This window comes from Streptomyces sp. NPDC037421, from assembly GCF_055602105.1.
Genome location: NZ_JBVJWV010000040.1, coordinates 31,656 through 55,393, shown reverse-complemented (window position 1 = coordinate 55,393; position 23,738 = coordinate 31,656). Strand labels below are relative to the sequence as shown.

At 73.6% G+C, this 23,738-nt stretch carries 21 protein-coding genes and 1 riboswitch; of the genes, 8 read left to right on the top strand and 13 right to left on the bottom strand.

All coding sequences use genetic code 11. The annotated features are described in order from the left end of the window. Positions 1-131: 131 nt before the first annotated feature. Positions 132-965: a sulfurtransferase gene (locus tag ACZ7IF_RS34645; RefSeq protein WP_470979987.1), complete on the bottom strand. Its 834-nt coding sequence runs from the start codon at positions 963-965 to the stop codon at positions 132-134. A 176-nt stretch (positions 966-1,141) separates the two neighbouring features. Here ACZ7IF_RS34645 and ACZ7IF_RS34640 point away from each other — a divergent pair, with 176 nt between their 5' ends. Continuing rightward, positions 1,142-1,930, top strand: coding sequence for a VOC family protein (locus tag ACZ7IF_RS34640; RefSeq protein WP_470979984.1), 789 nt, complete (start codon positions 1,142-1,144; stop codon positions 1,928-1,930). A gap of 6 nt (positions 1,931-1,936) precedes the next feature. Here the strand turns inward: ACZ7IF_RS34640 and ACZ7IF_RS34635 are convergent, their stop codons facing one another. Both ACZ7IF_RS34635 and ACZ7IF_RS34630 read right to left on the bottom strand, forming a co-directional pair. Further along, complete coding sequence (locus tag ACZ7IF_RS34635; RefSeq protein ID WP_470979981.1) at positions 1,937-2,707, bottom strand: SGNH/GDSL hydrolase family protein; 771 nt, start codon at positions 2,705-2,707, stop codon at positions 1,937-1,939. Then, positions 2,694-3,266 (bottom strand): PadR family transcriptional regulator, encoded by a 573-nt coding sequence (locus ACZ7IF_RS34630; RefSeq protein ID WP_470979978.1) that lies wholly within the window; start codon positions 3,264-3,266, stop codon positions 2,694-2,696. Before ACZ7IF_RS34630 ends, ACZ7IF_RS34635 begins: the two co-directional genes overlap by 14 nt. A gap of 97 nt (positions 3,267-3,363) precedes the next feature. Between ACZ7IF_RS34630 and ACZ7IF_RS34625 the strand changes: the two genes are divergently transcribed. The 4 genes from ACZ7IF_RS34625 to ACZ7IF_RS34610 all read left to right on the top strand — a co-directional run bounded on the left by ACZ7IF_RS34625 (position 3,364) and on the right by ACZ7IF_RS34610 (position 5,627). Continuing rightward, positions 3,364-3,795, top strand: coding sequence for a nuclear transport factor 2 family protein (locus ACZ7IF_RS34625; protein WP_470979975.1), 432 nt, complete (start codon positions 3,364-3,366; stop codon positions 3,793-3,795). Positions 3,796-3,920: 125 nt separating this feature from the next. Further along, the gene (locus tag ACZ7IF_RS34620; protein ID WP_470979972.1) at positions 3,921-4,337 is read left to right on the top strand and encodes a hypothetical protein; all 417 of its coding nucleotides are present in this window, start codon (positions 3,921-3,923) and stop codon (positions 4,335-4,337) included. Beyond that, positions 4,334-4,666 carry a winged helix-turn-helix domain-containing protein gene (locus ACZ7IF_RS34615; RefSeq protein WP_470979969.1) on the top strand — a complete coding sequence of 111 codons (333 nt, stop codon included), beginning with the start codon at positions 4,334-4,336 and terminating at the stop codon, positions 4,664-4,666. The genes ACZ7IF_RS34620 and ACZ7IF_RS34615 overlap by 4 nt, the downstream gene beginning before the upstream one ends. 214 nt (positions 4,667-4,880) lie before the next feature. Then, complete coding sequence (locus ACZ7IF_RS34610) at positions 4,881-5,627, top strand: VOC family protein (RefSeq protein ID WP_470980011.1); 747 nt, start codon at positions 4,881-4,883, stop codon at positions 5,625-5,627. A 6-nt stretch (positions 5,628-5,633) separates the two neighbouring features. Here the strand turns inward: ACZ7IF_RS34610 and ACZ7IF_RS34605 are convergent, their stop codons facing one another. From ACZ7IF_RS34605 to ACZ7IF_RS34590, 4 genes are read right to left on the bottom strand one after another with little or no spacing between them, the layout of a single operon-like run. Continuing rightward, positions 5,634-6,284, bottom strand: coding sequence for a thymidine kinase (locus ACZ7IF_RS34605; protein WP_470979966.1), 651 nt, complete (start codon positions 6,282-6,284; stop codon positions 5,634-5,636). A gap of 58 nt (positions 6,285-6,342) precedes the next feature. Further along, complete coding sequence (locus ACZ7IF_RS34600) at positions 6,343-7,548, bottom strand: alkaline phosphatase family protein (RefSeq protein WP_470979963.1); 1,206 nt, start codon at positions 7,546-7,548, stop codon at positions 6,343-6,345. Beyond that, entirely contained in the window at positions 7,548-8,144 is a 597-nt protein-coding gene (locus ACZ7IF_RS34595; protein ID WP_206436577.1) for a DUF5998 family protein, read from the bottom strand. Before ACZ7IF_RS34595 ends, ACZ7IF_RS34600 begins: the two co-directional genes overlap by 1 nt. 47 nt (positions 8,145-8,191) lie before the next feature. Next, the gene (locus ACZ7IF_RS34590; RefSeq protein ID WP_470979960.1) at positions 8,192-10,978 is read right to left on the bottom strand and encodes a bifunctional acetate--CoA ligase family protein/GNAT family N-acetyltransferase; all 2,787 of its coding nucleotides are present in this window, start codon (positions 10,976-10,978) and stop codon (positions 8,192-8,194) included. A 210-nt stretch (positions 10,979-11,188) separates the two neighbouring features. Here ACZ7IF_RS34590 and ACZ7IF_RS34585 point away from each other — a divergent pair, with 210 nt between their 5' ends. Further along, on the top strand, positions 11,189-11,470 hold the full coding sequence (locus ACZ7IF_RS34585; protein WP_007267025.1) for an HPr family phosphocarrier protein: 282 nt from the start codon (positions 11,189-11,191) through the stop codon (positions 11,468-11,470). Positions 11,471-11,697: 227 nt separating this feature from the next. Here ACZ7IF_RS34585 and ACZ7IF_RS34580 read toward each other — a convergent pair whose 3' ends face one another. From ACZ7IF_RS34580 to ACZ7IF_RS34565, 4 genes are all read right to left on the bottom strand, one after another. Then, positions 11,698-12,363, bottom strand: coding sequence for a GntR family transcriptional regulator (locus tag ACZ7IF_RS34580; RefSeq protein WP_470979957.1), 666 nt, complete (start codon positions 12,361-12,363; stop codon positions 11,698-11,700). A 205-nt stretch (positions 12,364-12,568) separates the two neighbouring features. Further along, the gene (locus ACZ7IF_RS34575) at positions 12,569-13,372 is read right to left on the bottom strand and encodes a M23 family metallopeptidase (RefSeq protein WP_470979954.1); all 804 of its coding nucleotides are present in this window, start codon (positions 13,370-13,372) and stop codon (positions 12,569-12,571) included. A gap of 12 nt (positions 13,373-13,384) precedes the next feature. Next, positions 13,385-13,544, bottom strand: a riboswitch (cyclic di-AMP (ydaO/yuaA leader). A 220-nt stretch (positions 13,545-13,764) separates the two neighbouring features. Next, the gene (locus ACZ7IF_RS34570) at positions 13,765-15,132 is read right to left on the bottom strand and encodes a M16 family metallopeptidase (RefSeq protein ID WP_470980008.1); all 1,368 of its coding nucleotides are present in this window, start codon (positions 15,130-15,132) and stop codon (positions 13,765-13,767) included. 20 nt (positions 15,133-15,152) lie between these two features. Beyond that, entirely contained in the window at positions 15,153-16,505 is a 1,353-nt protein-coding gene (locus ACZ7IF_RS34565) for a M16 family metallopeptidase (protein ID WP_470979950.1), read from the bottom strand. Positions 16,506-16,732: 227 nt separating this feature from the next. Here ACZ7IF_RS34565 and ACZ7IF_RS34560 point away from each other — a divergent pair, with 227 nt between their 5' ends. After that, positions 16,733-19,189, top strand: coding sequence for a DNA gyrase/topoisomerase IV subunit A (locus ACZ7IF_RS34560; RefSeq protein WP_470979947.1), 2,457 nt, complete (start codon positions 16,733-16,735; stop codon positions 19,187-19,189). A 120-nt stretch (positions 19,190-19,309) separates the two neighbouring features. Beyond that, the gene (locus ACZ7IF_RS34555) at positions 19,310-21,424 is read left to right on the top strand and encodes a restriction endonuclease (RefSeq protein ID WP_470979944.1); all 2,115 of its coding nucleotides are present in this window, start codon (positions 19,310-19,312) and stop codon (positions 21,422-21,424) included. Here ACZ7IF_RS34555 and ACZ7IF_RS34550 read toward each other — a convergent pair. After that, on the bottom strand, positions 21,421-22,536 hold the full coding sequence (locus ACZ7IF_RS34550; protein WP_470979941.1) for a CobW family GTP-binding protein: 1,116 nt from the start codon (positions 22,534-22,536) through the stop codon (positions 21,421-21,423). The two genes, ACZ7IF_RS34555 and ACZ7IF_RS34550, sit on opposite strands and share 4 nt — an antisense overlap. Before the next feature lie 14 nt (positions 22,537-22,550). Then, complete coding sequence (locus ACZ7IF_RS34545; RefSeq protein WP_470979938.1) at positions 22,551-23,717, bottom strand: citrate synthase/methylcitrate synthase; 1,167 nt, start codon at positions 23,715-23,717, stop codon at positions 22,551-22,553. Positions 23,718-23,738 lie beyond the last annotated feature (21 nt).

Here is a 23,738-nt window from a genome sequence, read left to right as displayed (position 1 = left end):
TTGTTGCTTCCGCTGCGCCACCTTTTCCCCCCCCCCCGCTGCCCCCCCTCCCCCCCCCCCCCCCCCCCACCCCCCCCCCCCCCCCCCCCCCCCCCCCCCCCCCGCCCCCCCCCCCCCCGGCCGCGGACGCGTCAGGGGTTGGGGCCGGTGGCCACGGGCCGCTCCGGGTCCGAGGACCACTGCGACCAGCTGCCCGCGTACAGACTGGCCGGAATGCCCGCCACCTCCAGCGCGAGGACCTCGTGCGCCCCGGAGACCCCGGAACCGCAGTACACGCCCACCGCGGTGTCCCCCGCGGCGCCGAGCGCCGCGAACCGGGCGCGCAGCTCCCCGGCCGACAGGAACCGCCCGTCCGGGCCGACGTTCTCGGTGGTCGGGGCCGACACCGCGCCCGGGATGTGCCCGCCGACCGGGTCGATCGGCTCGACCTCGCCGCGGTAGCGCTCCCCCGCCCGGGCGTCCAGCAGGAGGCCCGTACGGGCCAGCGCGGCCGCGTCATCGGCCTCCAGCAGTCCGAACGCCCCCGGGTTTGGCTTGAAATCGCCCTCGACGGGTGCCGGCGCGTCGGTGGTGAGCACGCCGCCCGCCGCCGTCCACGCGGCCAGGCCGCCGTCCAGTACGCGCACGTTCCGGTGACCCGTCCAGCGCAGCAGCCACCAGGCACGGGCGGCCGCCCAGCCGAGACCGCCGTCGTACACGACCACCGGCGCATCGGTGCGCACCCCGGCCCGGCGCATCGCGGCGCCGAAGTCCTCCGGGTCCGGGAGCGGGTGGCGGCCGCCCGCCCCCGGCGGACCAGCCAGTTCGCGGTCCAGGTCGACGTACACGGCACCGGGGAGGTGCCCGGCTTCGTAGGCGGGGCGCTGGTCGGGGCCGCCCAGCTGCCAGCGGACGTCCAGGAGTACCGGCGGGCGGGAGCCGGCGAGCTCGCCCCGCAGTTCGGAGGCCGAGAGAATCGCAGTCATGGGCCCATCTTCCTCCCCGCCCTCGAACCCGTGTAACAAGCCCGACATCGACGGGGCGCAGTGATTCGGACATCTCTGTTCCGCGCCCCGGTCACGCGGCCGGTCGGGGCGCACGGGGTGCCGCGGAGTGCAAGCATCTGCGGGGAACAGGGACACTACGGCGGGAGACGGCTGACATGACGGAGGCATCGGGGGCTTCGCGGCGCACGCCCGGCACACCGTGCTGGGTGAGCCTGATGGTGCACGGCCTCGGGAGCACGGAGGACTTCTACGCCGACCTCTTCGGCTGGGAGTACGAGCCCGGACCCACCCAGTTCGGCCCGAGCGTGCGGGCCTTCCTCGACGGCCAGGAGGTCGCCGGGATCGGCGAGATGCCGCCGGACCGCCATCTTCCGGTGGCATGGACCCCGTACTTCGCCACGGACGACGCCGACTGCACCGCCGAATCCATCCGGTCCTGCGGCGGCACGGTCGCGGTGGGCCCGCTCGACGCGGGGGCGGCGGGGCGGATGGCGATCTGCTCCGACCCGCTCGGCGCGATCTTCGGGATCTGGCAGACCGACGGTCACCCCGCGGCCCACTGGGCGGGGGCGGCGGGCACCCCGGTGTGGAACGAGCTGCTCACCCAGGAGTCCTCGACGGTCGGCAAGTTCTACGAGCACGTCTTCGGCCACGAGGCCGAGCGGCACCCGGACGCCTCGGCCGACTTCGACTACCTGACGCTGCGCCTGGGCGGCCGTCCGGTCGCCGCCGTCCACGGGGTCGGCCGGTCTCTGCCGCACGACCGGGGGCCGCACTGGATGACGTACTTCGAGGTGGCGGACCCCGACGCGGCCGCCGCACGGGTGACCGGGCTGGGCGGCCGGGTCGTCACCCCGCCCCGGGAGCGGATCACGGGCCGGCTGGCCGTGGTCGCGGACCCGGAGGGAGCGGTGTTCGCGCTGGTCCGGACGGCTTCCGCCTAAGGGCCCTTAGAGCGGCAGCAGCTGCGGGCGCTTCGCGGTGCGGCCGTCGCCGGAGGAGGTGCCGCGCAGTCGGCGGCCGAGCCAGGGGCCGAGGAAGGCCGCCACCCAGGCCGCCTCGGCGGCGACGGCCCCGGCCAGCGCGCGGGGCGGCCGGGGCGGCAGCGGCTCCTTCCAGGCACCGCCGCTGCCGGGCAGCTCCAGGGCCTCGGCCAGGGCGGCGGCGATCCGGGCGTGGCCGAGGGGGCTGGCGTGCAGCCGGTCGGCGGTCCACAGCCGCGGGTCGGTGGCCACGGCCGCCCGGCCGGTCTCGGCGACCACGACCCCGTGGCGGGCGGCCGCGGCGCGGATGCGGTTGTTGAGCTCGCTCACGCGGGGGCTCAGCGGCCGGGCCAGGGGCGCGATGCGCGCCACGTCGGGGAAGGTCACGGTGGCCACCCGGGCCCCGGCACCGGTGAGCGCGGCGAACGCCTCCTCCAGCTCCCCGGCCACCTCGGCGGCGTCGAAGCGCGGCCGGAGCAGGTCGTTGACCCCCGCGACGACGGTCGCGACGTCCGGCCGCAGCTCCAGGGCGGGCCCGAGCTGTTCGGCGCGGACCTGTCCGGCGAGCCGGCCCCGGACCGCGAGGTTGGCGTACCGAAGCCCGGGGGCGGCGGCCGCGAGGTGACCGGCGAGGCGGTCGGCGAAGCCCCGCAGGCCCACCGTGTCGTCGCCGTCCCCCAGCCCCTCGGTCTGGCTGTCGCCCAGGGCGACGTAACGCAGGTACTCAGCCTTCCGCACGGGTGGTCCCCTCCCTCTTCCTCAGCACGTCCGCGGTGCGCAGGCACCAGTCCCGGTGGCCCTCCTCGAAGGCCACCCCGCGCAGGCAGGTCAGGTAGCCGCCGATCCGCTCGCCGCGCAGCAGGAACTCGTCCTCGTCCAGCTCGCCGCGCATGTCGCTCAGCAGCTTGCGCAGCAGCTCGATCTTGGCCTCGGCGGCGGCCGCCCGTTCCAGGAGCTGCTCGATGACCGGGGCGGTGCCGATGCGGTCGGCGCTCTGGACCTTCACGAGGAGGTCGTCGCGGATCGAGGAGGGCTTGGACGCCGCCCCGGCGAACCGCTCCAGTTCGGCGCGGCCGGTGCCGGTGACCCGGAACAGCCGCTTGTTGGGCCGGGACTCCTGCACCACCTCCCGGCCCGCGACCAGCCCGTCCGCCTCCAGCCTCGCCAGTTCGGCGTAGAGCTGCTGGGGCTGGGCGTGCCAGAAGTTCGCGACGCTGATGTCGAAGGCCTTCGCCAGCTGGTAGCCGCTGTACTCGCCGTCGAGCAGCGCCGCCAGTACCGCGTGCCGCAAGGCCATGGCCGCTCCCTCTTCCCTTTCCGTGCCCGCACCGGCACCATACTCAAAAATATGACTACTCGCATTCTTGAGTAATCGCCGACAGGAGGAGGGGCACATGGGGACCGTGGAGACCGCCGAACGCTTCCGCGCCGCCGTGGAGAAGCGCGATCTCGCCGCGCTGGACGACCTGTTCACGCAGGACATCCGGCTCTACAGCCCGGTGAAGTTCAACCCGTTCGAGGGCAAGGCCGCCGTCCTGGGCCTCTTCGGCGTCCTGCTGCGCACCTTCGAGGACCTGCGCTACCTCGGCCGGCTGGACGGCGACGCCGAGACCACCTCCGGCGACGGGGAGGCCCCGACGGTGATCCTGCCCTTCCGCGCGACGGTGGCGGGCAAGCAGATCCACGGCATCGACCAGCTCCAGTTCGACGAGGCGGGCCGGGTGAAGGAGTTCACGGTGATGGTCCGCCCCCAGTCCGCCGTCCAGGCCCTGGGCCAGGCGGTCCTGGCCGGCCTGATCGCCGACGGCCTCGCGCCGGAGGCCTGACGGCGGGTCAACACCACGGCCCGGCGGGCCCGTAGCCGCATCCCGGCAAGTACTTGCTACATTGGCAAGTACTTGCCGGGCGCTCGTACGTGGAACCGCCCGGCCACCACACAGGGGGGACCGCCATGAGCGAACAGGCCGTCGCAGCAGCGGCGTTGAAGGGGATCGCACGGATCGAGGCTGGCGCGCGGCAGCGGAGCCGGTGGCTCACCGGCTGCCTGTGGGCCTTCGCGGGATGGCAGCTCGTCCTCGTCCCCACCGTGCTGCTGTGGCACGGGCGGACGGGCACGCTCGTCAGCACGGTGGCGAACGCGGTCGTGGTGACGGGACTGTCCGCGTTCACCATGCGGCAGCCGGTGGTCCCCCGGGGCCACGGCCGCCGCCACCTCGGCGCGATCGGCGCGTGGGCCGCCGCGTACGTGCTGTCCCTCGCGCTGGGCCTCACCGTCTTCGCGGACAGCACCGCCTTCGTGGCCGCGGCCGCCCTGCTGTGCGCGCTGCCGCCCGCCGCCGCGGCCTGGCGGGAGGCCCGCGCGGCATGACACCGTCCCCCGGGACTCCGGCCGACCGGACTCCGCACCCGCGCCACGCGCTCGCCCCGCTGCTCTCCTCGGCCGTGCGCCTGTCGGTCGTGGCGGCCCTCGCGCCGGTGGAGAAGGCCGAGTTCGCCTACGTACGGGACCTCGTGGAGATCACCGACTCCGCGCTGTCGAAGCAGGTCGCGCGCCTGGAGGAGGCCGGCTGGGTGACGGTCGAGAAGGGGCGGGTCGGGCGCATGCCGCGCACCTGGCTGCTCCTGACCGGGGAGGGCCTGGCCGGCTACCGGCGGCACGTCGCCGCCCTCACAGCCATCGCGGGCCCGCCGCGCTGACCGCGGCGTGTCGCCGTCCGGCCGGCACCGCCGCGGTACGAGGATGTGGCCGGCGTTTCCGCACCTGACGGACCGCGCCCACGCGGCTACGCACCGCCCCGGGGAGCCGCCCACGAGTACTGTGGAAGGGCTCCCGGGGGCGCACCGGCGGATGGGGTTCACCGTGTCGACATCGAGTCACGAAACATTCGGCGCGCCCTGCTGGGTCAGCCTCATGGCCCGCGACCTCGACGCGGCGAAGGAGTTCTACAGCGCGGTCCTCGGATGGGAATTCGGCCCCGCCCACCTCGGCGAGGCCTTCGCCGTCGGCTTCGCCTCCGGGGTCCCGGTGGCCGGGATCGGCGCGCTGCCCCCGACGCTCAGCATCCCCGTCGCCTGGACCCCGTACTTCGCCGTGGACGACGCCGACGTCACGGCGGCGCGCATCCGGGAGCGCAGCGGGACCGTCGCCGTCGGCCCCCTGTCCTTCGGCACCGGCCGGGCCGCGCTCGCCTCCGACCGGGACGGGGCGGTCTTCGGGATCTGGCAGGGCGAGGCCATCCCGGACTGGGGCATGGGCGGCGAAGCGGCGCCGGCCTGGCTGGAGCTGCACACCAGGAACGCCTTCGACGCGGCCATCTTCTACGGCGAGGTCCTGGAGTGGGCCTGCGACCACGCCGGCTGCTGCGAGGTCGCCTACGTGGAGGAGGACGAACGCATCCTGCTCCGCCGCGCGGGCCGGACCGTGGCCCGCCTGCACGGCGGGACGCTCACGGAGGCCCCCGACCCGCACCTGAGGCCGCGCTGGCGCGTCCACTTCCGGGTTCCCGACCTGGACACCGCGGTGGAGGCCGCCACCGCGCTCGGCGGCAGTGCCGTCCCCGCCGCGGACTCCGGCGCCTTCCCCCACGAGCGCACCCTGCGGGACCGCGACGGCGCCGCGTTCAGCATCGTCGGCCCGGCCGCGCCCGGCCGCTTCTGAGCGCCTCTAGGCGTTGTTGACCGGGAGGACGTCCGGGGAGAGGCTGCCAGCGTGGGCGGACGCGGAGGTCATCAGGCGGCGGTGGTGGCGGCGGCAGAGGACCTCGTAGCCGATCTCCTCCGCCGGGCGGTTCACGTCGCCGACCACCACCTGGGCGCCCTCGACGACCATCTCCCCGCCCACCGTGCGGGCGTTGTGCGTGGCGCGGGCTCCGCACCAGCACAGGGCCTCGACCTGGAGCTGCTCGATCCGGTCCGCCAGCTCGATCAGCCGCTGCGAGCCCGGGAAGAGCTTGGTGCGGAAGTCGGTGGTGATCCCGAAGGCGAAGACGTCCATGTGCAGGTCGTCCACGACGCGCGCCAGCTGGTCGATCTGCTCGGGCGCGAGGAACTGCGCCTCGTCGACGATCACGTAGTCCGCCTTGCCGCCCTTGGACAGCAGCTCCACCAGGTACGCGTACAGGTCCATCCCCTCGCCGGCCTCGACCGCCTCGGTCACCAGCCCCAGGCGGGAGGAGATCTTGCCCTCGCCCGCCCGGTCGTCACGCGTGAAGATCACTCCCTGAAGCCCGCGCGCGGAACGGTTGTGGCCGATCTGGAGAGCCAGTGTGCTCTTTCCGCAGTCCATCGTTCCGGAGAAGAACACCAGCTCGGGCATGGGAAGTACGGGACCTTTCGGGTCGGGGTGGGAGAGGAGGGGGCGGGCGGGGGGCGGGTCAGGTGCGGATTTCGAGCAGCGGGACCAGTTGCTCGGCCGCGGTCATGGAGCCGTGCATCCCGGTCAGCGCCGACTCGTTGGGCTCGTTGCGGGAGGCGGTGATCGCGACGTCGGCCTGGGCCGCGGCGATCACGTCGCCGATCCGCCCGAGGACCCGCTCGTCGCACTCCCCCGGCGTCCCGAACCAGCCCAGTTCCAGGGCCTCTTCGCGGCTCGCCACCCAGAAGCGGTCGCCGAGCACCTCACGCCACACGGTCAGTACGTCGGCCTCGGCGCCCGGCACCGCGTAGACGTGCCGGGCCCGGCCCTCGCCGCCCAGCAGGGCCACGCCCGCGCCCAGCTCCCAGTCCTCGTCGAAGTCGATCCGGGAGTCCTCGTCGAAGGGGACGTCGACCATGCCGTGGTCGGAGGTGACGTACAGGGCGGTGCGGGGCGGCAGCTGCTCGGCGAGGCGCTGCACGAGCCGGTCGACGTACATGAGCTGTCCGCGCCAGGCGTCGGAGTCCACGCCGTGCCGGTGTCCGGCGCCGTCGAGTTCGCTGAAGTACGTGTACACGAGCGAGCGCTCGCCGGCCGCGAGCTGGATCGCCGCGAGGTCCATCCGCTCCTCGCCGGTCATCCGGCCGTGGAAGGTGCCGCCGCTGAGCGCGATCTGGGTGAGCGGGGTGGTCTGGAAGTTCGGCGCGGACACCTGCGCGGTGTGCACCCCGGCCGCGTCGGCGAGCTGGAAGACCGTCGGGTACGGCTGCCAGGGCTTCGGCGGGGTCCACGGGTGCCAGCGGAGCTGGTTCATCAGCTCGCCGGAGGCCGGGTTGCGCACGGCGTAGCCGGGCAGGCCGTGCCGGGCCGGCGGCAGGCCGGTGCCGACGGAGGCCAGGGAGGTGGCGGTGGTCGCCGGGAAGCCGGAGGTGATCGGCAGGCCGGTGCCGCCGCGCGAGCTCGCGAGGAGGGAGGTGAGGAACGGGGCCTCGTCCGGGTGGGCCTTGATCTGCTCCCAGCCCATGCCGTCGACCAGGAACACGCAGTTCCGGTCGGCCGGGGCCAGCTCGGTGATCCCGGAGGCGAGGCCGGGTACGCCCTGGCCGGCCGCGAGGGTCGGCAGCAGGTCGGCGAGCGAGCCGGAGCCGTACTGCGGGACCGGGGCGCCCGCGAGGTCGAGCAGCTCCGGCTCGTCCTGCCAGTTCGACGGTACGGAGTAGGACATCAGCGGGCGGGACCGGAGGTGGCCGCCGTCGCCTCGCTGAGCGCCTGCGCGAAGAGCAGCGCCTGGCGCACCGTCTCGGGGCCGTCGCCGGCCTCGCTGACGCGCAGGCTGAGGTCGTCGGCGGTGGAGTTGCCGGTGTAGCCGTGGTCGGAGTCGCAGTTGGGGTCGCCGCAGGCGGCGGGCTCCAGGTCGATGCGCGAGACCGCGCCCCAGCCGATGGTCAGGACGACCTCGCGGGGCAGCTGGCCGGGCGTGTACGACTCCGGGTTGGCCACGACGCGGCTGAGCACCACGGAGGAGATGCTGGAGAGCTTGACCGACTCGGTGGAGGTGGTCGCGTACGGGGACGGCGACCCGGCGTCGGCGGCCTGCTCGTCGGTGTGGCTGACGATGAACCGGTTGCCGGTCAGGACCAGCACGGTGACGTGCCGGCGCACCTCGTTGGAGTCGAAGGTGGTCTCCTGGTGGACCAGGTACGACGAGATCGGCTCGCCGCCCACCGCGGCCTCCACCGCCTCGGCCACGAGGGCCGGGTAGTAGCCGCTGCGCTCGATGGCCGCGCGCAGCCCCTGGGTCGTCGTACCGGATTTCGCCATGAGGTCCATCCTAAGGCCCGTACGGGCTCACCCTGCCTGCCGTGCGCTCAGTAGCTCGGCAGCGTTCGCGGGCCGAGGTCGGTCCGGGCGGGCGGGTGGGCCACGCGGACGGTGGCGCTGAGCACGGAGAGGCCCTCGGTGGCGACGACGACCGGCTCCAGCGAGACCCCGGTCACCTCCGGGTGGTCGTCCACCAGCCGGGACAGCCGCAGCAGCAGCTCCTCCAGGGCGGGGGTGTCGACGGGGTCGCTGCCGCGCCAGCCGAAGAGCAGCGGGGCGGCGCGGATGGAGCGGATCAGGGCGGCGGTGTCCCGGTCGGTGGCGGGGACCAGGCCGTGGGCGGTGTCGCCGAGCAGCTCGGAGGGGACCCCGGCGAGCCCGAAGGAGAGGACGGCTCCGGCGGCGGGGTCGACGGTGGCGCGGACGACGGTGTCCACCCCGCGCGGGGCCATCGCCTGCACCACGGGCTGCAGCTCGGCCGGCTTGCCGAGGGCCTCGGTGAGCTCCTCGTACGAGCGCCTGAGCTCGGCCTCGGTGGTGAGGTCGAGGCGTACGCCGCCCAGGTCGGCGCGGTGGCGCAGGTGCGGGGCGGTGGTCTTGAGGGCGACCGGGTAGCCCAGGACCCCGGCCGCGCGGACCGCGGCGTCGGGGCTGGGGGCGGGGAGGGTGGGCAGCACCCGGATCCCGTAGCGGGCGAGCAGCTCGCGGGCGTCGGCCTCGTCCAGGGTCAGCGCGCCCCCCTCCTCGACGCCGGCCAGCAGGGTGGCGAGCCGGGCCGCGGCGCCGGCCTCGTCGATGTCCTCGTATTCGGGGACCTGCCCGGTCTCGGCGTTGTCCCGGCGCCACTGGGCGTACCGCACGGCTTCGGCGACCGCCTTCACGGCGCGCTCGGCGGCCGGGTAGGCGGGGATCCGGCCGGCTCCCTCCGGGCCGTGCGCGCCGCCGTCGGCCGGGGCCTCGGCGGGCGGCGGGGGCGCGGCGGCAGGCGTGTCGCCGGCTGCGGCGGACAGGGCTTCGACCAGGTCGCCGAGTTCCACGTGGACCACGGCGACGGGCTTGCCCGGGACCTCGGCGACGGCCTCCCGCAGCGCCTGCGCGAGGTCGTCGGCGAGCTCGCGGTCGCTCACGGACGGGATGGCGGTGACGACGACCGCGTCGCAGTCGTCGGAGGCGAGCGCGGCGCACAGGGCGGTGCGGAAGTCGGCCGGGCCGGCGGCGGTCGTCAGGTCCAGCGGCGGCAGCGGGCGCAGCCCCTCGGTCAGGCAGGCGTCGTAGGTGAGCACGCCGAGGGACTCGGAGTTGCCGAGGACCGCCACCCTGGGCCCGGCCGGCAGCGGCTGCCCGGCGAGCAGCAGGCCGACGTCGACCAGCTCGGTGACGGTGTCGACGCGGATGACGCCGGCCTGGCGGAGCAGCTCGGAGACGGTGGCCTCGGGGAGCCGGGTGCCGGGGACGACGTGTCCGGCGGGGGTGTGGCGGCCGCCCAGGGCGACGACGACGGGCTTGGCGTCGGCCGTGCGGCGGGCGAGGCGGGTGAACTTGCGTGGGTTGCCGAGGGTTTCCAGGTACATCAGGGCGACGTCGGTGGCCTCGTCCTCGTACCAGTACTGGAGGATGTCGTTGCCGGAGACGTCGGCCCGGTTCCCGGCCGAGACGAAGGACGACAGTCCCTCGCCGCGCCGCAGCAGGGCGGACAGCAGGGCGATGCCGATCGCTCCGGACTGGGTGAACAGGCCGATCCGGCCGCGCGCGGAGGCGGGGGCCGGGGCGAGGCAGGCGTTCAGTTCCACCTCCGGGGCCGTGTTGATCACCCCGAAGGCGTTGGGTCCGATGAGCCGCATCCCGTACGAGCGGACCTGCCGCACCAGTTCGCGCTGGCGGTCGAGTCCGGCCGGGCCGCTCTCCCCGTATCCGGCGGACAGGACCACCAGCCCCTGCACCCCGTGCTCGCCGCAGGCGGCCACGGCGTCCGGGACCCGGTCCGCGGGGACGGCGATCACGGCGAGGTCGACGGGGGCGCCGATGTCGGCGAGGCCGCGGTAGGCCCGTACGCCTTCGAGGAGGTCGCCCTCCATGCCGGGGGCGCGGGCCTCGTTGACGGCGTAGAGGTGTCCGCGGAAACCTCCGTCGCGCAGGTTGCGCAGGACGGTGGCGCCCACGCCGGCGCCGGAGCGGCTGGCGCCGATCACCGCGACGGAGCCGGGGGCGAGGAGGCGCTGCACGGAGCGGGCCTCGGCGCGCTGTTCGCGGGCGCGCTGGACGGCGAGGGACTCGGCGGTGGGTTCGAGATCGAGGGTGAGGTGGACGGAGCCGTCCTCGAAGCTGCGCTTCTGCTGGTAGCCGACGTCCGTGAACACCTTGATCATCTTGGTGTTGGCCGGCAGCACCTCGGCCGCGAACCTGCGGATCCCGCGCTCCCGGGCCACCGCGCCGATGTGCTCCAGGAGGGCGGAGGCCACCCCGCGGCCCTGGTGGGCGTCCTGGACGAGGAAGGCGACCTCGGCCTCGTCGGCGGGGGCGGAGGCGGGCCGTCCGTCGGGGCCGATGCGGTCGAAGCGGACCGTGCCGATGAACTCCCCGCCGATGGTCGCGGCGAGGCCGACCCGGTCGACGTAGTCGTGGTGCGTGAAGCGGCGGACGTCGCGGTCCGAGAGGCGGGGGTAGGGCGCGAAGAAGCGGTAGTACTTCGACTCGTCCGAGACCTGTTCGTAGAAGCTGACCAGGCGGCCCGCGTCCTCGGTGGTGATGGGGCGGATCCGGGCGGTGCCGCCGTCGCGCAGCACGACGTCCGCTTCCCAGTGGGCCGGGTACGAGGGGTCCGACGCGGTGGTCATGGGGCCACCTTAAGGGGCGGTCCGGCCGGGTGTGCGGGTGCGGTGGGCGGCCCGCTCGGCGAGCGCGCGGCGAATGCGGCACGCCGGGTCGAACCAGTGCAAGCTGGGGAGGGTCGAACGGCGGTGGACAGGGGCCGAAGGTCGGTCCGAGCATTCCGGACGGCGTGAGAGACTGGTCTAGACAACCCGTAGAACCTGAAGGGCATCACCATGGCAGAGCGCCGCGTCAACGTCGGCTGGGCCGAGGGCCTGCACGCTCGTCCCGCCTCGATCTTCGTCCGGGCGACGACCGCCTCCGGAGTCCCGGTGACCATCGCGAAGGCCGGCGGCGACCCCGTCAACGCCGCGTCGATGCTGGCGGTCCTGGGCCTGGGCGCCCAGGGCGGCGAGGAGATCGTCCTGGCTTCCGACGCCGAGGGCGCGGACGCCGCGCTCGACCGCCTCGCGAAGCTGGTCGCCGAGGGCCTCGAGGAGCTCCCCGAGACCGTCTGACCCTTCGGGTCCGGTAGACCGGAAGCCGCAGTTCCCGCCACCCCGGGGCTGCGGCTTCCGCGTTCCCCGGCCGCCCCGACGGCGGGAGGAGCAGGGCGCCTTCCGAATCCTCCGGGGAATTACGGAATTCGGCGCGACGGAATCGAGCCACGGATCCGTAAATGCGGACGGCCAATACTGCGACGTCCGGGAGGGCCGGGATATCCCTCCTTTGTATACGGGACTTGTTAATGCCGGACGCTCGCCGTGTTTACGGCAGGTTGCGGATTCCTCACCCTCGGCCGGTACGCCCCGGCCGAGCGCTGCGCGTGCAGCGCGGTCAGGGCCCTGGCCCGCTCCGCGTCCCCGCGCGCGACGGCGTCCACGATGGCGGCGTGCTCGGCCCAGCACTCCGCGGGCTGAGCGGGGGCTTCGACCACGTACATCCAGGCGATCTTGTGCCGGGTCTGGGTCAGCAGGGCGATCAGCCCCGGGCTGCCGGAGGCCTGGGCCAGCGTCTCGTGGAACCAGCTCCCCAGGGAGCGCAGGTCCTCCCCCTGCGCCCGGCCGGCCCGCTCCCGGCCCAGCCTGACCAGTCCGCGCAGCACCTTCAGGTGGCCATCGGTGCGCCGGCGGGCGGCCCGGGAGGCGGCGAGCGGCTCCAGCAGCATCCGCAGCTCCAGGAGGTCGGCGGCCTCCTGCTCGGTCGGTTCGGCCACGCAGGCGCCCGCGTGGCGCCGCGTGGTGACGAAGCCCTCGGACTCCAGGGTGCGCAGCGCCTCGCGGACCGGGACGCGCGAGACCCCGTAGCGGCGGGCGAGCACCTCCTCGGTCAGCCGGCCGCCCGGCCCGAAGAATCCGGAGACGATATCGTCGCGAATCGCTGTGCACACCGCGTGCGCCGGAATACGCAAGGCCGGACCTCCGCTGGTTTCGGTTCGGTTTATCGTGGCCGTGCTGCGACTCTATTGCAACACGCGATAATTTCCGAGCAGGGCCGGAAATCCGAAACAATCAACGGACGGTTGGAGGGCGCTGTGGACGGCCTGGCAGCACGAAGAAGGCCCCGGCTCTGTGAGCCGGGGCCTTCTTCGGTGAAGCGTGCTGCGTGCCTGCGGGTCAGATGCCCACGCCGTGGCTGCGCAGGTAGGCCAGCGGGTTGATGTCCGTGCCGTACGTGGCGCCGGTGCGGGCCTCGAAGTGCAGGTGCGGGCCGCTGGAGTTGCCGGTGGAGCCCGACAGGCCGATCTGCTGGCCCGGGGTAACCGTTTCGCCGGCGGAGACGCTCAGCGAGTCCAGGTGGCCGTACTGGGTGTACGTGCCGTCGTTGTGCCGGATCACGACGTTGTTGCCGTAGGCGCCGCCCCAGCCGGCCTCGACGACGGTACCCGCGCCCACCGCGCGGACGGAGGTGCCGGAGTCGGCGTGGAAGTCGATGCCCGTGTGGCTGCCGGAGGACCACATGCCGCCGCCCGCGCCGTACGAGGTGCTGACGTACGAGCCCTCGATGGGGGACACGAACGTGTTGAGGCGCTTGCGGGCCTCTTCCTTGGCGGCCTTCTCGGCGGCCTCGCGCTCGGCCTTCTCCTTGGCCTCGGCGGTGCGCTTCGCCTCGGCGGCACGCGTCTTCGCCTCGGCCTCGGCCTGCGCCTGCGCGGCGACGGCCTCGGCGGCGCTCTGCTGGGTCGCGGCCTGGACCTCGATGTCGTCCTGCAGACCGTCGGCGACGACGATCGCGTTCTGACCGGTGTCCTCCATGGACGGAGCGCTGCTGTTGTCCGCCGCGAAGGCCGGAGCGGCCAGGGTGCCGACCACGCCCGTGGTGGCGAGGGCGGCGATGCCGGCGTAGCCGGCGGTCTTGCGGCTCAGACGGCTGGAACCACGGTGCTTACCAGAACCGGCGGCACGACTGCCAAACGCCATGAAGGGGGTGATCCTTTCCTTCCCTCTCGCCTACCGGGTTAGCTGACGGGTTCGGAGCAGGAAGGTCTCCTACGGGCCTCCTCTTGCGAGGGGGTCCGATTCACCCCAGGGACGCATGTGGGTCCCCGGCTCCCCAGGCTCGCGCCTGACGGGGACTCGGCGATCGCTGTCCGGTGCCGCGGGGGTGCGACGGGTGCAAACTGACGAACAGCACGGCCGACGCTAGGCGGATCATCAGTCAATCGCCAAACAGACGAGCGCTTTTGTTGCGTACGCCACACCGCATACCTGCAACCACGGCTCTAAACCGGACAAAGGGGGCTCCGATGGATGTTCCACCGGAGCCCCCTTCAAACGAGCCGGGTTCCGCCCCGTCTCGCGCCTCGCGCCGCTCAGTTGGAGACGACGGTGACCTCACCGATCCCGAGGGCCAGGACGGGCTCCTCGATCTGCGCGGCGTCGCCCACCAGGATGGTGACCAGACGGTCCACCGGGAAGGCGTTCACGACGGCCGAAGTGGCCTCCGCCGTACCGGTTTCGGCCAGCCGCGCGTACAGCCGCGCCTGGTAGTCGTCCGGCAGCTCCTGCTCCACCTGGTCGGCGAGGGTGCCGGCGACGGAGGCGGCCGTCTCGAACTTCAGCGGGGCCACGCCCACCAGGTTCTGCACCGCCACGTCCCGCTCGGCGTCGGTCAGTCCGCCCTCCGCGAGGGTGCGCAGCACCTTCCACAGGTCCTCCAGCGCCGGACCCGTGTTGGGGGTGTCCACCGAACCGCTGATGGCGAGCATCGAGGCGCCCTTGCCGTCGGCGGTCGAGCGCAGCACCTGCCCGAAGGCGCGCACGCCGTAGGTGTAGCCCTTCTCCTCGCGCAGCACCTTGTCCAGCCGGGAGGTGAGGGTGCCGCCGAGGCAGTAGGTGCCGAGCACCTGCGGGGCCCAGACGATGTCGTGCCGGTCCGGCCCGATCCGGCCGATCAGCAGCTGCGTCTGGACGGCGCCCGGCCGGTCCACGATGACCACGCGGCCCGTGTCGTCCGCCGTCACCGGCTGGACGGGGCGGGGCGCGGCGGTGTCGCCGGTCCAGGCGCCCAGGGTGTCCGCCAGCAGGGCGTCCAGGTCGATGCCGGTCAGGTCGCCGACGACCACCGCGGTGGCGGTGGAGGGACGTACGTGGGCCTCGTAGAAGGCGCGTACGGCCCCGGAGTCGATCCGCGCGACCGTCTCCTCGGTGCCCTGGCGCGGGCGGGACATGCGCAGCGTCGCCGGGAACAGCTCCTTGGAGAGCTCCTTGGCGGCGCGGCGCTGCGGGTTGGCCAGCTCGTGCGGGATCTCGTCGAGCCGGTTGCGCACCAGGCGGTCGACCTCGCTGTCGGCGAAGGCGGGCGCGCTCAGGGCCTCGGCGAGCAGGGCGAGCGCCTTGGGCAGCCGGGAGGCCGGGACCTCCAGGGAGACCCGCAGGCCGGGGTGGTCGGCGTGGGCGTCGAGCGTGGCGCCGCAGCGCTCCAGCTCGGCGGCGAACTCCTCGGCGGAGTGCTTGTCGGTGCCCTCCGACAGGGCGCGGGCCATGATGGTGGCCACCCCGTCGAGGCCCTCGGGCTCGGCGTCCAGCGGGGCCGCGAGGTTGACCTCGACCGCCACCACCTGCTGGCCGGGGCGGTGGCAGTGCAGCAGGGTCAGGCCGTTGGGGAGCGTGGAGCGCTCGGGGGCCGGGAAGGCCCACGGCTTCGCCTCGCCGGCCTGCGGCCGCGGGTGGAAGGTCATCGTGACGGCTGCGGTGTCGCTCACTGCTCCGCCCCCTCGTTCTCGTCGTGCTGCTCGGTCTCGTGGGCCTCGGCGCCGGCCAGCGGCTCGTAGACCAGTACCGCGCGGTTGTCGGGGCGCAGCCGGGCCGCGGCCACGGCCTGCACCTCCTCGGCGGTGACGTCCAGAACCCGCTCGACGGCGGTCAGGGCGAGCTGCGGGTCGCCGAACAGCACCGCGAAGCGGCACAGTTCGTCGGCGCGGCCGGCCACCGTGCTCAGCCGGTCCAGCCACTCGCGCTCCAGCTGTGCCTGGGCGCGCTCCATCTCCTCGGCCGTCGGGCCCTCGGCGGCGAACCGCGCGAGCTCCTCGTCGACGGCCGCCTCGATGGCGGGCACCTCGACGCCGCTGGAGGTCTTGACGTCCAGCCAGCCCAGCGAGGGCGCGCCGGCCAGTCGCAGCATGCCGAATCCGGCCGCCACGGCCGTCTGGTCACGGCGTACCAGGCGGTTGTGCAGGCGGGAGGACTCGCCGCCGCCCAGCACGGTCAGCGCCACGTCGGCGGCGTCGCACTCGCGGGTGCCGTCGTGCGGCAGGCGGTAGGCGGCCATCAGCGCACGCGCCGGGACCTCCTCGACGATCTCCTCGCGCAGCTGCCCGCCCATGACCTCGGGGAGCGAGCCGTCGCGCGGCGGCTGCTTGCCGTCGTGCGCCGGGATGGTGCCGAAGTACTTCTCGATCCAGGCGAGGGTCCGCTCCGGGTCGATGTCGCCCACGACCGACAGCACGGCGTTGTTGGGCGCGTAGTACGTACGGAAGAAGTTGCGCGCGTCCTCCAGGGAGGCGGCGTCCAGGTCGGCCATCGAGCCGATCGGGGTGTGGTGGTACGGGTGGCCCTCCGGGTAGGCGAGGGCGGTCAGCTTCTCGAACGCGGTGCCGTACGGGACGTTGTCGTACCGCTGGCGGCGCTCGTTCTTGACGACGTCGCGCTGGTTCTCCATGGACTCGTCGTCCAGGGCGGCCAGCAGCGAGCCCATGCGGTCCGCCTCAAGCCACAGGGCGAGCTCCAGCTGGTGGGCCGGCATCGTCTCGAAGTAGTTGGTGCGCTCGAAGCTGGTGGTGCCGTTCAGCGAGCCGCCGGCGCCCTGGACGAGCTCGAAGTGCCCGTTGCCCGGTACGCTCGCCGAACCCTGGAACATCAGGTGCTCGAAGAGGTGAGCCAGACCGGTCCGCCCCTTGACTTCGTGGCGCGAGCCGACGTCGTACCAGAGGCAGACGGCGGCGACCGGAGTGAGGTGGTCCTCGGACAGCACCACGCGCAGGCCGTTGGCCAGCCGGTGCTCGGTCGCTGTCAGGCCGCCGGAGCCGGCCTGAGCTGTGGCCGTGTGACCCATGGGCATGTGGTCCCTTCGATCGCGATGCAGAGATTTCTGTCAGACCTGCCACTGTATGCAAGCGCACCGACGGCCGGACAAGTTCCCGGGTCACTCCCCCCGACTCCGTACGGGGGACCCCCGGGGTCGGAGTCCGCGTTGTCGGTGCCTCGGGCCACAATGGTCCGCGTCAACCACGCCAGATCCCCCCAGTACACCCCGAACCTTGGTTAAGGAGCCGCGCAGCGATGGCCCGCCGCAGCACGAAGACCCCGCCGCCGGAGGATTTCGAGGAGAAGATCCTCGACATCGACGTCGTCGACGAAATGCAGGGCTCCTTCCTCGAGTACGCGTACTCGGTGATCTACTCCCGCGCCCTGCCCGACGCCCGCGACGGCATGAAGCCGGTGCACCGGCGCATCGTCTACCAGATGAACGAGATGGGCCTGCGGCCCGACCGGGGCTACGTCAAGTGCGCCCGCGTCGTCGGCGAGGTCATGGGCAAGCTGCACCCGCACGGCGACGCGTCGATCTACGACGCCCTCGTGCGCATGGCCCAGCCCTTCTCGATGCGGCTTCCGCTCGTCGACGGCCACGGCAACTTCGGCTCGCTCGGCAACGACGACCCGCCGGCCGCGATGCGCTACACCGAGTGCAAGATGGCCGACGCCACGTCGCTGATGACGGAGTCGATCGACGAGGACACGGTCGACTTCACCGCCAACTACGACGGCCAGGAGCGCGAGCCCGTCGCCCTGCCGGCGGCCTACCCGAACCTCCTCGTCAACGGCGCCTCCGGGATCGCCGTCGGCATGGCCACCAACATGGCCCCGCACAACCTGGGCGAGGTCATCGCGGCCGCCCGGCACCTGATCCGGTACCCGGAGGCGGACCTGGAGGCGCTGATGCGCTTCGTGCCGGGCCCCGACCTGCCGACCGGCGGCCGGATCGTCGGCCTGTCCGGGATCAAGGACGCCTACGAGAACGGCCGCGGCACCTTCAAGATCCGCGCGACGGTCTCCGTGGAGGACGTCACCCCGCGCCGCAAGGGCCTGGTCGTCACCGAACTGCCCTTCACGGTGGGTCCCGAGAAGGTCATCGCGAAGATCAAGGACCTCGTCGGCTCGAAGAAGCTCCAGGGCATCGCCGACGTCAAGGACCTCACGGACCGCTCGCACGGCCTGCGCCTGGTCATCGAGATCAAGAACGGCTTCCACCCGGAGGCCGTCCTGGAGCAGCTGTACAAGCTGACGCCGATGGAGGAGTCCTTCGGCATCAACAACGTCGCACTGGTCGACGGGCAGCCGCTGACGCTGGGCCTCAAGGAACTGCTGGAGGTCTACCTCGACCACCGCTTCGAGGTCGTGCGCCGGCGCAGCGAGTTCCGCCGGGGCAAGCGCCGCGACCGGCTGCACCTGGTCGAGGGCCTGCTCGTGGCCCTGCTCGACATCGACGAGGTCATCCGGATCATCCGCGACAGCGACAACTCCGCGCAGGCCAAGGAGCGCCTGATGGAGCGCTTCTCGCTGAGCGAGGTCCAGACCCAGTACATCCTGGACACCCCGCTGCGCCGCCTCACCCGCTTCGACCGGATCGAGCTGGAGGGCGAGCGCGACCGGCTGACCGGCGAGATCGACGAGCTGACCGGGATCCTGGAGTCGGACTCGGCGCTGCGCAAGCTGGTCTCCGCGGAACTGGCGGCGGTGGCGAAGAAGTTCGGCACCGAGCGGCGCACCGTGCTGCTGGAGTCGGCGGGCACCTCGGTGGCGGCCGTCCCGCTGGAGGTCGCCGACGACCCGTGCCGGGTGCTGCTGTCCTCCACCGGCCTGCTGGCCCGTACGGCGAACGCCGAGCCGCTCCCCGTCGAGGAGGGCGGCGGCCGCGCGAAGCACGACGTGATCGTCTCGCAGGTCGCGGCGACCGCCCGGGCCGACGTGGGCGCCGTCACCTCGTACGGCCGCCTGCTGCGGCTCGCGGTGATCGACCTGCCGCAGCTGCCGGACACGGCCGCCGCGCCCAACCTCGCGGGCGGCGCCCCGGTCGCGGAGTTCCTCTCCGGGCTGGAGGCCGACGAGTCGGTGGTCTGCCTGCTCTCCCTCGACGAGTCCTCGCAGGGCCTGGCCCTGGGCACCGAGCAGGGCGTGGTCAAGCGGGTCGTGCCCGACTACCCGGCGAACAAGGACGAGCTGGAGGTCATCACCCTCAAGGAGGGCGACCGGATCGTCGGCGCGGTCGAGCTGCGCACGGGCGAGGAGGACCTGGTCTTCATCACCGACGACGCCCAGCTGCTGCGCTACCCGGCCGGCCAGGTGCGCCCCCAGGGCCGCCCGGCGGGCGGCATGGCGGGCATCAAGCTCGCCGGGAACGCCAAGGTGATCCACTTCTCGGCGGTGGACCCGGCCCGGGACGCCCTGGTGTTCACGGTGGCGGGCTCCCACGGCACGCTGGACGACTCGGTGCGCTCCGGCAAGCTGACCCCGTTCGACCAGTACCCGCGCAAGGGCCGGGCCACCGGCGGTGTGCGCTGCCAGCGGTTCCTGAAGGGCGAGGACACGCTGACGCTGGCCTGGGCGGGCAACGCCCCGGTCCGCGCGGCTGCGGGGAACGGCTCCCCGGCCGAGCTGCCGGCCCCGGACCCGCGCCGCGACGGCTCGGGCACCGCGCTGCCGGCCGTCGTCGAGTCGCTGGCGGGCGCCGCGCTGTAACCGTGTGACGGGGCGGGCGGAGCGGGTGGTCCGGGTGGACGGATGCGTTCTCCGGGCCATCCGCCCCGCCCGCCCACTACTGTTTTCCCGGTACACGCGGGTGGGGGGAGAGCAGAGCTGATGAGTCGTCGGTCCAGCGGGACGATCGGCGTCTGGGCGGAGGCCCAGCGACAGCAGCAGCAGACGCAGCTGATCCAGATGCGCGAGGCGGAGCGCCGGGAGCGGGCGTACGAGCGTGAGGCCGCCCGGGACCGGCGCGAGCAGCAGGCCGCGTACAAACAGCACCGCGAGGCCGCGGCGCGGCGCCTCACGGAGCAGCTCGACGCGCAGGTGGCGGCCCTGCAGGGACTGCTGGCCTCGGGCTGCCGGGCGCCTGCGTTCCGGATGGCCTCCCTGGTGCGGGCCGAGCAGCTCCAGCCCTTCGACCCCGGCGGCCTCGGGCAGCCGGTGCCCATGCCGCAGCTGGCGCAGTTCCATCAGCAGAGCGGTGGCTGGGCCCTCGGCTCGCGCGGCCGGGCGGAGCGGGAGGCCCACGACCGGTACACCCGGGCCTGGCAGGCCGCGCACGCCACCGAGCAGGAGCGCCTGCGGCAGCTGGCGGCGTACCGGCAGCAGTACGACCAGTGGGCGGCGGAGCAGCTCGCCGGGATCCGCAGGCACAACAGCGGCCTCACCGATCTGGCCGGCTCCCTGCGCGCCGGGGAGCCCGACGCGGTGGTGGAGTACTTCTCGGCTGCCCTGTACGCCTCCACGGCCTGGCCCGGGGAGCTGCCCCGGCAGGTGTCGGCGGCGTACGACCCCGCGGCGCGCCAGCTCGTACTGGACTGGGAGCTGCCCCGGTACGAGGTGGTGCCGGAGGTGAAGTCCGTGCGATACATGCCGAGTACGGACCAGGACCGGGAGACGGCGCGGCCGGCCACGCAGCGCCGGGCGCTGTACCGGGACCTGCTCGCGCAGAGCCTGCTGCTGGTGCTGCACGAGCTGTTCGCGGCGGACGAGTTCGGTGCCCTGGACTCGGTGGTCGTCAACGGGTTCGTGGACGACCACGATCCGGTGACGGGCCGTGAGGCGCAGCTCGTACTGGCGACCGTGCAGGCGGCGCGCACCGCCTTCTCCGGGCTGCGGCTGGAGCAGGTGAGCGCGGTGGACTGCCTGGTCGAGGGGTTGCGGGGGCAGTTGTCGGCGCGCCCGGACCAGCTGACGGCCGTTCGGGCGGGCCGCCGGCCGGGCGAGGCCGGCGGGGACGTCGTCAGCCACGGCGGGCACGCCTCGGGCGGCGAGGACGAGCCCGACCTGTTCCAGATGGACCCGATCGCCTTCGAGAACCTGGTCGCGGAGCTCTTCCGGGCGATGGGCATGGAGGCGGTGACCACGCAGCGGTCCGGCGACGGCGGCGTGGACGTCGAGGCGCTGGACCCGGCCCCGATCCGGGGCGGGCGGATCGTGGTGCAGGTCAAGCGCTACCGCAACACCGTGCCGCCGACGGCGGTCCGTGACCTGTACGGCACGGTCCAGGACAAGGGGGCGAACAAGGGGGTGCTGGTCACCACCGCGTCCTTCGGGCCCGGGTCGTACACCTTTGCCAACGGCAAGCCGCTGGAGTTGGTTCCCGGGGCCGAGCTGGTGGAGCTGCTGCACCGGTACGGGCTGCGGGGGCGCCTGGGCAGCAGTCCCGTCCCGGCCCAGCGGACCTCCGGGGAGGCGGCCGCGGCCGCCACGCCCACCCTGGCCGATCCGTCTCCCGCCCCCGCCGACCACAACGTGCTGGGCATGTACTGGTCGGGGTCGGTGGCGCTCGACGTGTGCGCGCTGGTCTGCACGGGCGGCCGGGTGCTGAGCGAGGACCACTTCGTGTTCTTCAACAACCCGCGCACCCCGGACGGCTCGGTCCGCTCCCGCCCGCACGCCGCCCCGGACAAGGCGGCCGTCGAGGTGGGGTTCGACGCCCTGCCGTCGGAGGCCGACCGGCTGGTGCTGGTGGCCGCCGTGGACCCCGAGGTCAATCCGGACGCGGACCTGTCGGGCTTCACCGACGCCGGCATCCGGCTGCTGGACGCGGCGGGCGGGGAGCTGGGCCGACTGGAGGTCTCCGACGGCCGCGCCGGTGAAACGGCCCTGGTGCTGGGCTCGTTCCGGCGGCGGGCGAACGGGGACTGGGACTTCGTGGTCGGCGGCAAGGGCTACCGCGGCGGCCTGGAGGCCCTGCTGGGCGACTTCGGCATCGAGGTGGCCTAGGCCGGGTCCTCCGGCCCCTCCCCGGGCGGGGTGTCGCCCTCCGCCCCGGGGCCGTCCCCGCGGTCCGCCGCCGCGACGTAGCGCAGGACGCCCCACATGCTCTCGGGCGGGGCCTGTTCGGGGAACTCCTCGCGGCAGGCGTCCAGCTCGCGCAGCAGGCCCGGCCCGTCCGTGCCGGAGCCGATCAGGACGAGCTGCGTGCGGCGGGGCTCGCCCCGCCCCCAGGGGCCGGGGCCGAAGCGCAGGAAGCGGCCGACCGCGTGGACCTCGTACCGTTCCTGGTGGCCGGGCACGCCGAACCAGACGAACCCCTTGATCCGGTAGAGGCCGGCCGGGCGCCGGTCGAGGAAGTCGATGAAGCGGCGCGGGGACAGCGCCTGGTCGGAGGTGAACTCGACGCTCTCGTAGCGGGCGTGGGCGTGGGCCGCGTGGGCGTCGTGGTCGTCGTCATCGGCCGCCTCCGCGATCAGGTCCTCGAAGGACAGCTGCCCCCGCGTCTCGGTCCAGGGGCGGCGGTCGAAGAGCAGTTCCGGGTCGATCCGCCCGTGGTCGGCGCCGACCAGGGGCGTTCCCGGGGCGCAGAGCGCGGCGATCTCCCTCTCGATCCGGGCGCGTTCGGCGGGGTCCACCCGGTCGGTCTTGTTGAGCACCACCAGGTCGGCGACGGACAGGTGGCGGTCGGTCTCCGGGTGCGCGGCCCGTGTCCGGTCGAACTCCGCCGCGTCGACGACCTGTACCAGGCCGCCGTAGCGGATCGCGGGGTTCTCGTTGGCCACGAGCATCCGGACCATCTCCTGCGGCTCGGCGAGCCCGCTGGCCTCGATGACGATCACGTCGATCCGGTGGACGGGAGCGGCGAGCTTGTCCAGGTACGCGTCCAGCTCGCTGCCGTCGACGGCGCAGCACAGGCAGCCCCCGCCGAGGGAGACCATCGAGTCTCCGACCTGTCCGGCCACCGACATCGCGTCGATCTCGATCGAGCCGAAGTCGTTGACGACGACCCCGATCCGGGTGCCGCCCCGGTTGCCGAGGAGGTGGTTGAGGACCGTGGTCTTGCCGGAGCCGAGGAATCCGGCGAGGACCACGACGGGAATGGACTGGACGCTGTTCACCCGGACGATCGTAGTCAGCCCGCGACGGGTACCGGCTGCGGCGGGGTGGGGCCGGTGTAGCGCGCGGCCGGGCGGATGATCTTCGAGTCGGCGGCCTGCTCCAGGACGTTCGCGCTCCAGCCCACCACCCGGGCCGCGCAGAAGGTCGGGGTGAACATCTCGCGCGGCAGCCCGCACAGCTCCATGACCACGCCCGCGTAGAACTCCACGTTGGTGTGCAGCTCACGGCCCGGCTTGAGCTCGGCGAGGATCTCCTCGACCTGCCGTTCGACCTCGACCGCGAAGTCCACGAGCGGCCCGCCGAACTGCCGGGCGATGTCCCGCAGCATCCGCGAGCGGGGGTCCTCGGTGCGGTAGACGGGATGCCCGAAGCCCATGATCCGGTCCCCGGCCAGGACCCGCTCCCGGATCCACGGCCCGATGCGCTCCACCGTGCCGATGGCGTCCAGGGTGTCCAGGGCCCGGCTGGGCGCCCCGCCGTGCAGCGGGCCGGAGAGCGCGCCGATCGCCCCGGTGAGGCAGGCCGCGACGTCGGCGCCGGTGGAGGCGATGACGCGGGCGGTGAAGGTGGAGGCGTTGAAGCCGTGGTCGACGGTCGAGATCAGGTACCGCTCGACGGCGCGGGCCTTGACGGGGTCGGGCTCCTCACCGGTGAGCATCCACAGGTAGTTGGCCGCGTACGGCAGGTCGTCGCGCGGCTCGACCGGCTCCAGGCCCTGCCCCAGCCGGTGCAGGGCGGTGAGCAGGGTGGGTACGGCGGCGCAGGCGGCGAGCGCGTCGGCGGCCCGGCTCCCGGGGTCGAGGTCGTAGACCGGGCGGAAGCCGGAGCAGGCGCCGAGCAGCGAGAGCGCGGTGCGCAGTCCGGCGAGGGGCCCGGAGGGGGCGCTGGCGCCGGCGAGGGCGGGGAGGGCGTCGCGGACCTCGGCGGGCAGGTGCCGCAGCGGGGCGGTCTCGGCGGCGAAGGCGGCCCGCTCGGCGGCGTCCGAGGGGAGCGTGCCGCGGAACATCAGGTGCCACACGTCCTCGAAGGTGCGGCTCTGGGCGAGCTCGACGGCCGAGTACTGGCGGTAGTGGTAGAAGCCCTCGCGGCCCCGGACGTCACCGAGCTGGGTTTCGGTGACCACGACTCCCGCGAGACCGCGGGGTACTTCGACGGTGGTGTTCATGGATTGACCATCCATCCTTGATTGGATCGCTGTCAA

Bases quoted from the DNA above. Each gene is read 5' to 3' on its own strand.
- ACZ7IF_RS34555 (WP_470979944.1), top strand. From the start codon at position 19,310: ATGAGTCGTCGGTCCAGCGGGACGATCGGCGTCTGGGCGGAGGCCCAG.
- ACZ7IF_RS34565 (WP_470979950.1), bottom strand. From the start codon at position 16,505: ATGGGTCACACGGCCACAGCTCAGGCCGGCTCCGGCGGCCTGACAGCG.
- ACZ7IF_RS34600 (WP_470979963.1), bottom strand. From the start codon at position 7,548: ATGTCCTACTCCGTACCGTCGAACTGGCAGGACGAGCCGGAGCTGCTC.
- ACZ7IF_RS34640 (WP_470979984.1), top strand. From the start codon at position 1,142: ATGACGGAGGCATCGGGGGCTTCGCGGCGCACGCCCGGCACACCGTGC.
- ACZ7IF_RS34620 (WP_470979972.1), top strand. From the start codon at position 3,921: ATGAGCGAACAGGCCGTCGCAGCAGCGGCGTTGAAGGGGATCGCACGG.
- ACZ7IF_RS34560 (WP_470979947.1), top strand. From the start codon at position 16,733: ATGGCCCGCCGCAGCACGAAGACCCCGCCGCCGGAGGATTTCGAGGAG.
- ACZ7IF_RS34610 (WP_470980011.1), top strand. From the start codon at position 4,881: ATGGCCCGCGACCTCGACGCGGCGAAGGAGTTCTACAGCGCGGTCCTC.
- ACZ7IF_RS34590 (WP_470979960.1), bottom strand. From the start codon at position 10,978: ATGACCACCGCGTCGGACCCCTCGTACCCGGCCCACTGGGAAGCGGAC.
- ACZ7IF_RS34545 (WP_470979938.1), bottom strand. From the start codon at position 23,717: ATGGATGGTCAATCCATGAACACCACCGTCGAAGTACCCCGCGGTCTC.
- ACZ7IF_RS34630 (WP_470979978.1), bottom strand. From the start codon at position 3,266: ATGGCCTTGCGGCACGCGGTACTGGCGGCGCTGCTCGACGGCGAGTAC.
- ACZ7IF_RS34575 (WP_470979954.1), bottom strand. From the start codon at position 13,372: ATGGCGTTTGGCAGTCGTGCCGCCGGTTCTGGTAAGCACCGTGGTTCC.
- ACZ7IF_RS34625 (WP_470979975.1), top strand. From the start codon at position 3,364: ATGGGGACCGTGGAGACCGCCGAACGCTTCCGCGCCGCCGTGGAGAAG.
- ACZ7IF_RS34570 (WP_470980008.1), bottom strand. From the start codon at position 15,132: ATGACCTTCCACCCGCGGCCGCAGGCCGGCGAGGCGAAGCCGTGGGCC.
- ACZ7IF_RS34615 (WP_470979969.1), top strand. From the start codon at position 4,334: ATGACACCGTCCCCCGGGACTCCGGCCGACCGGACTCCGCACCCGCGC.
- ACZ7IF_RS34595 (WP_206436577.1), bottom strand. From the start codon at position 8,144: ATGGCGAAATCCGGTACGACGACCCAGGGGCTGCGCGCGGCCATCGAG.
- ACZ7IF_RS34645 (WP_470979987.1), bottom strand. From the start codon at position 965: ATGACTGCGATTCTCTCGGCCTCCGAACTGCGGGGCGAGCTCGCCGGC.
- ACZ7IF_RS34585 (WP_007267025.1), top strand. From the start codon at position 11,189: ATGGCAGAGCGCCGCGTCAACGTCGGCTGGGCCGAGGGCCTGCACGCT.
- ACZ7IF_RS34605 (WP_470979966.1), bottom strand. From the start codon at position 6,284: ATGCCCGAGCTGGTGTTCTTCTCCGGAACGATGGACTGCGGAAAGAGC.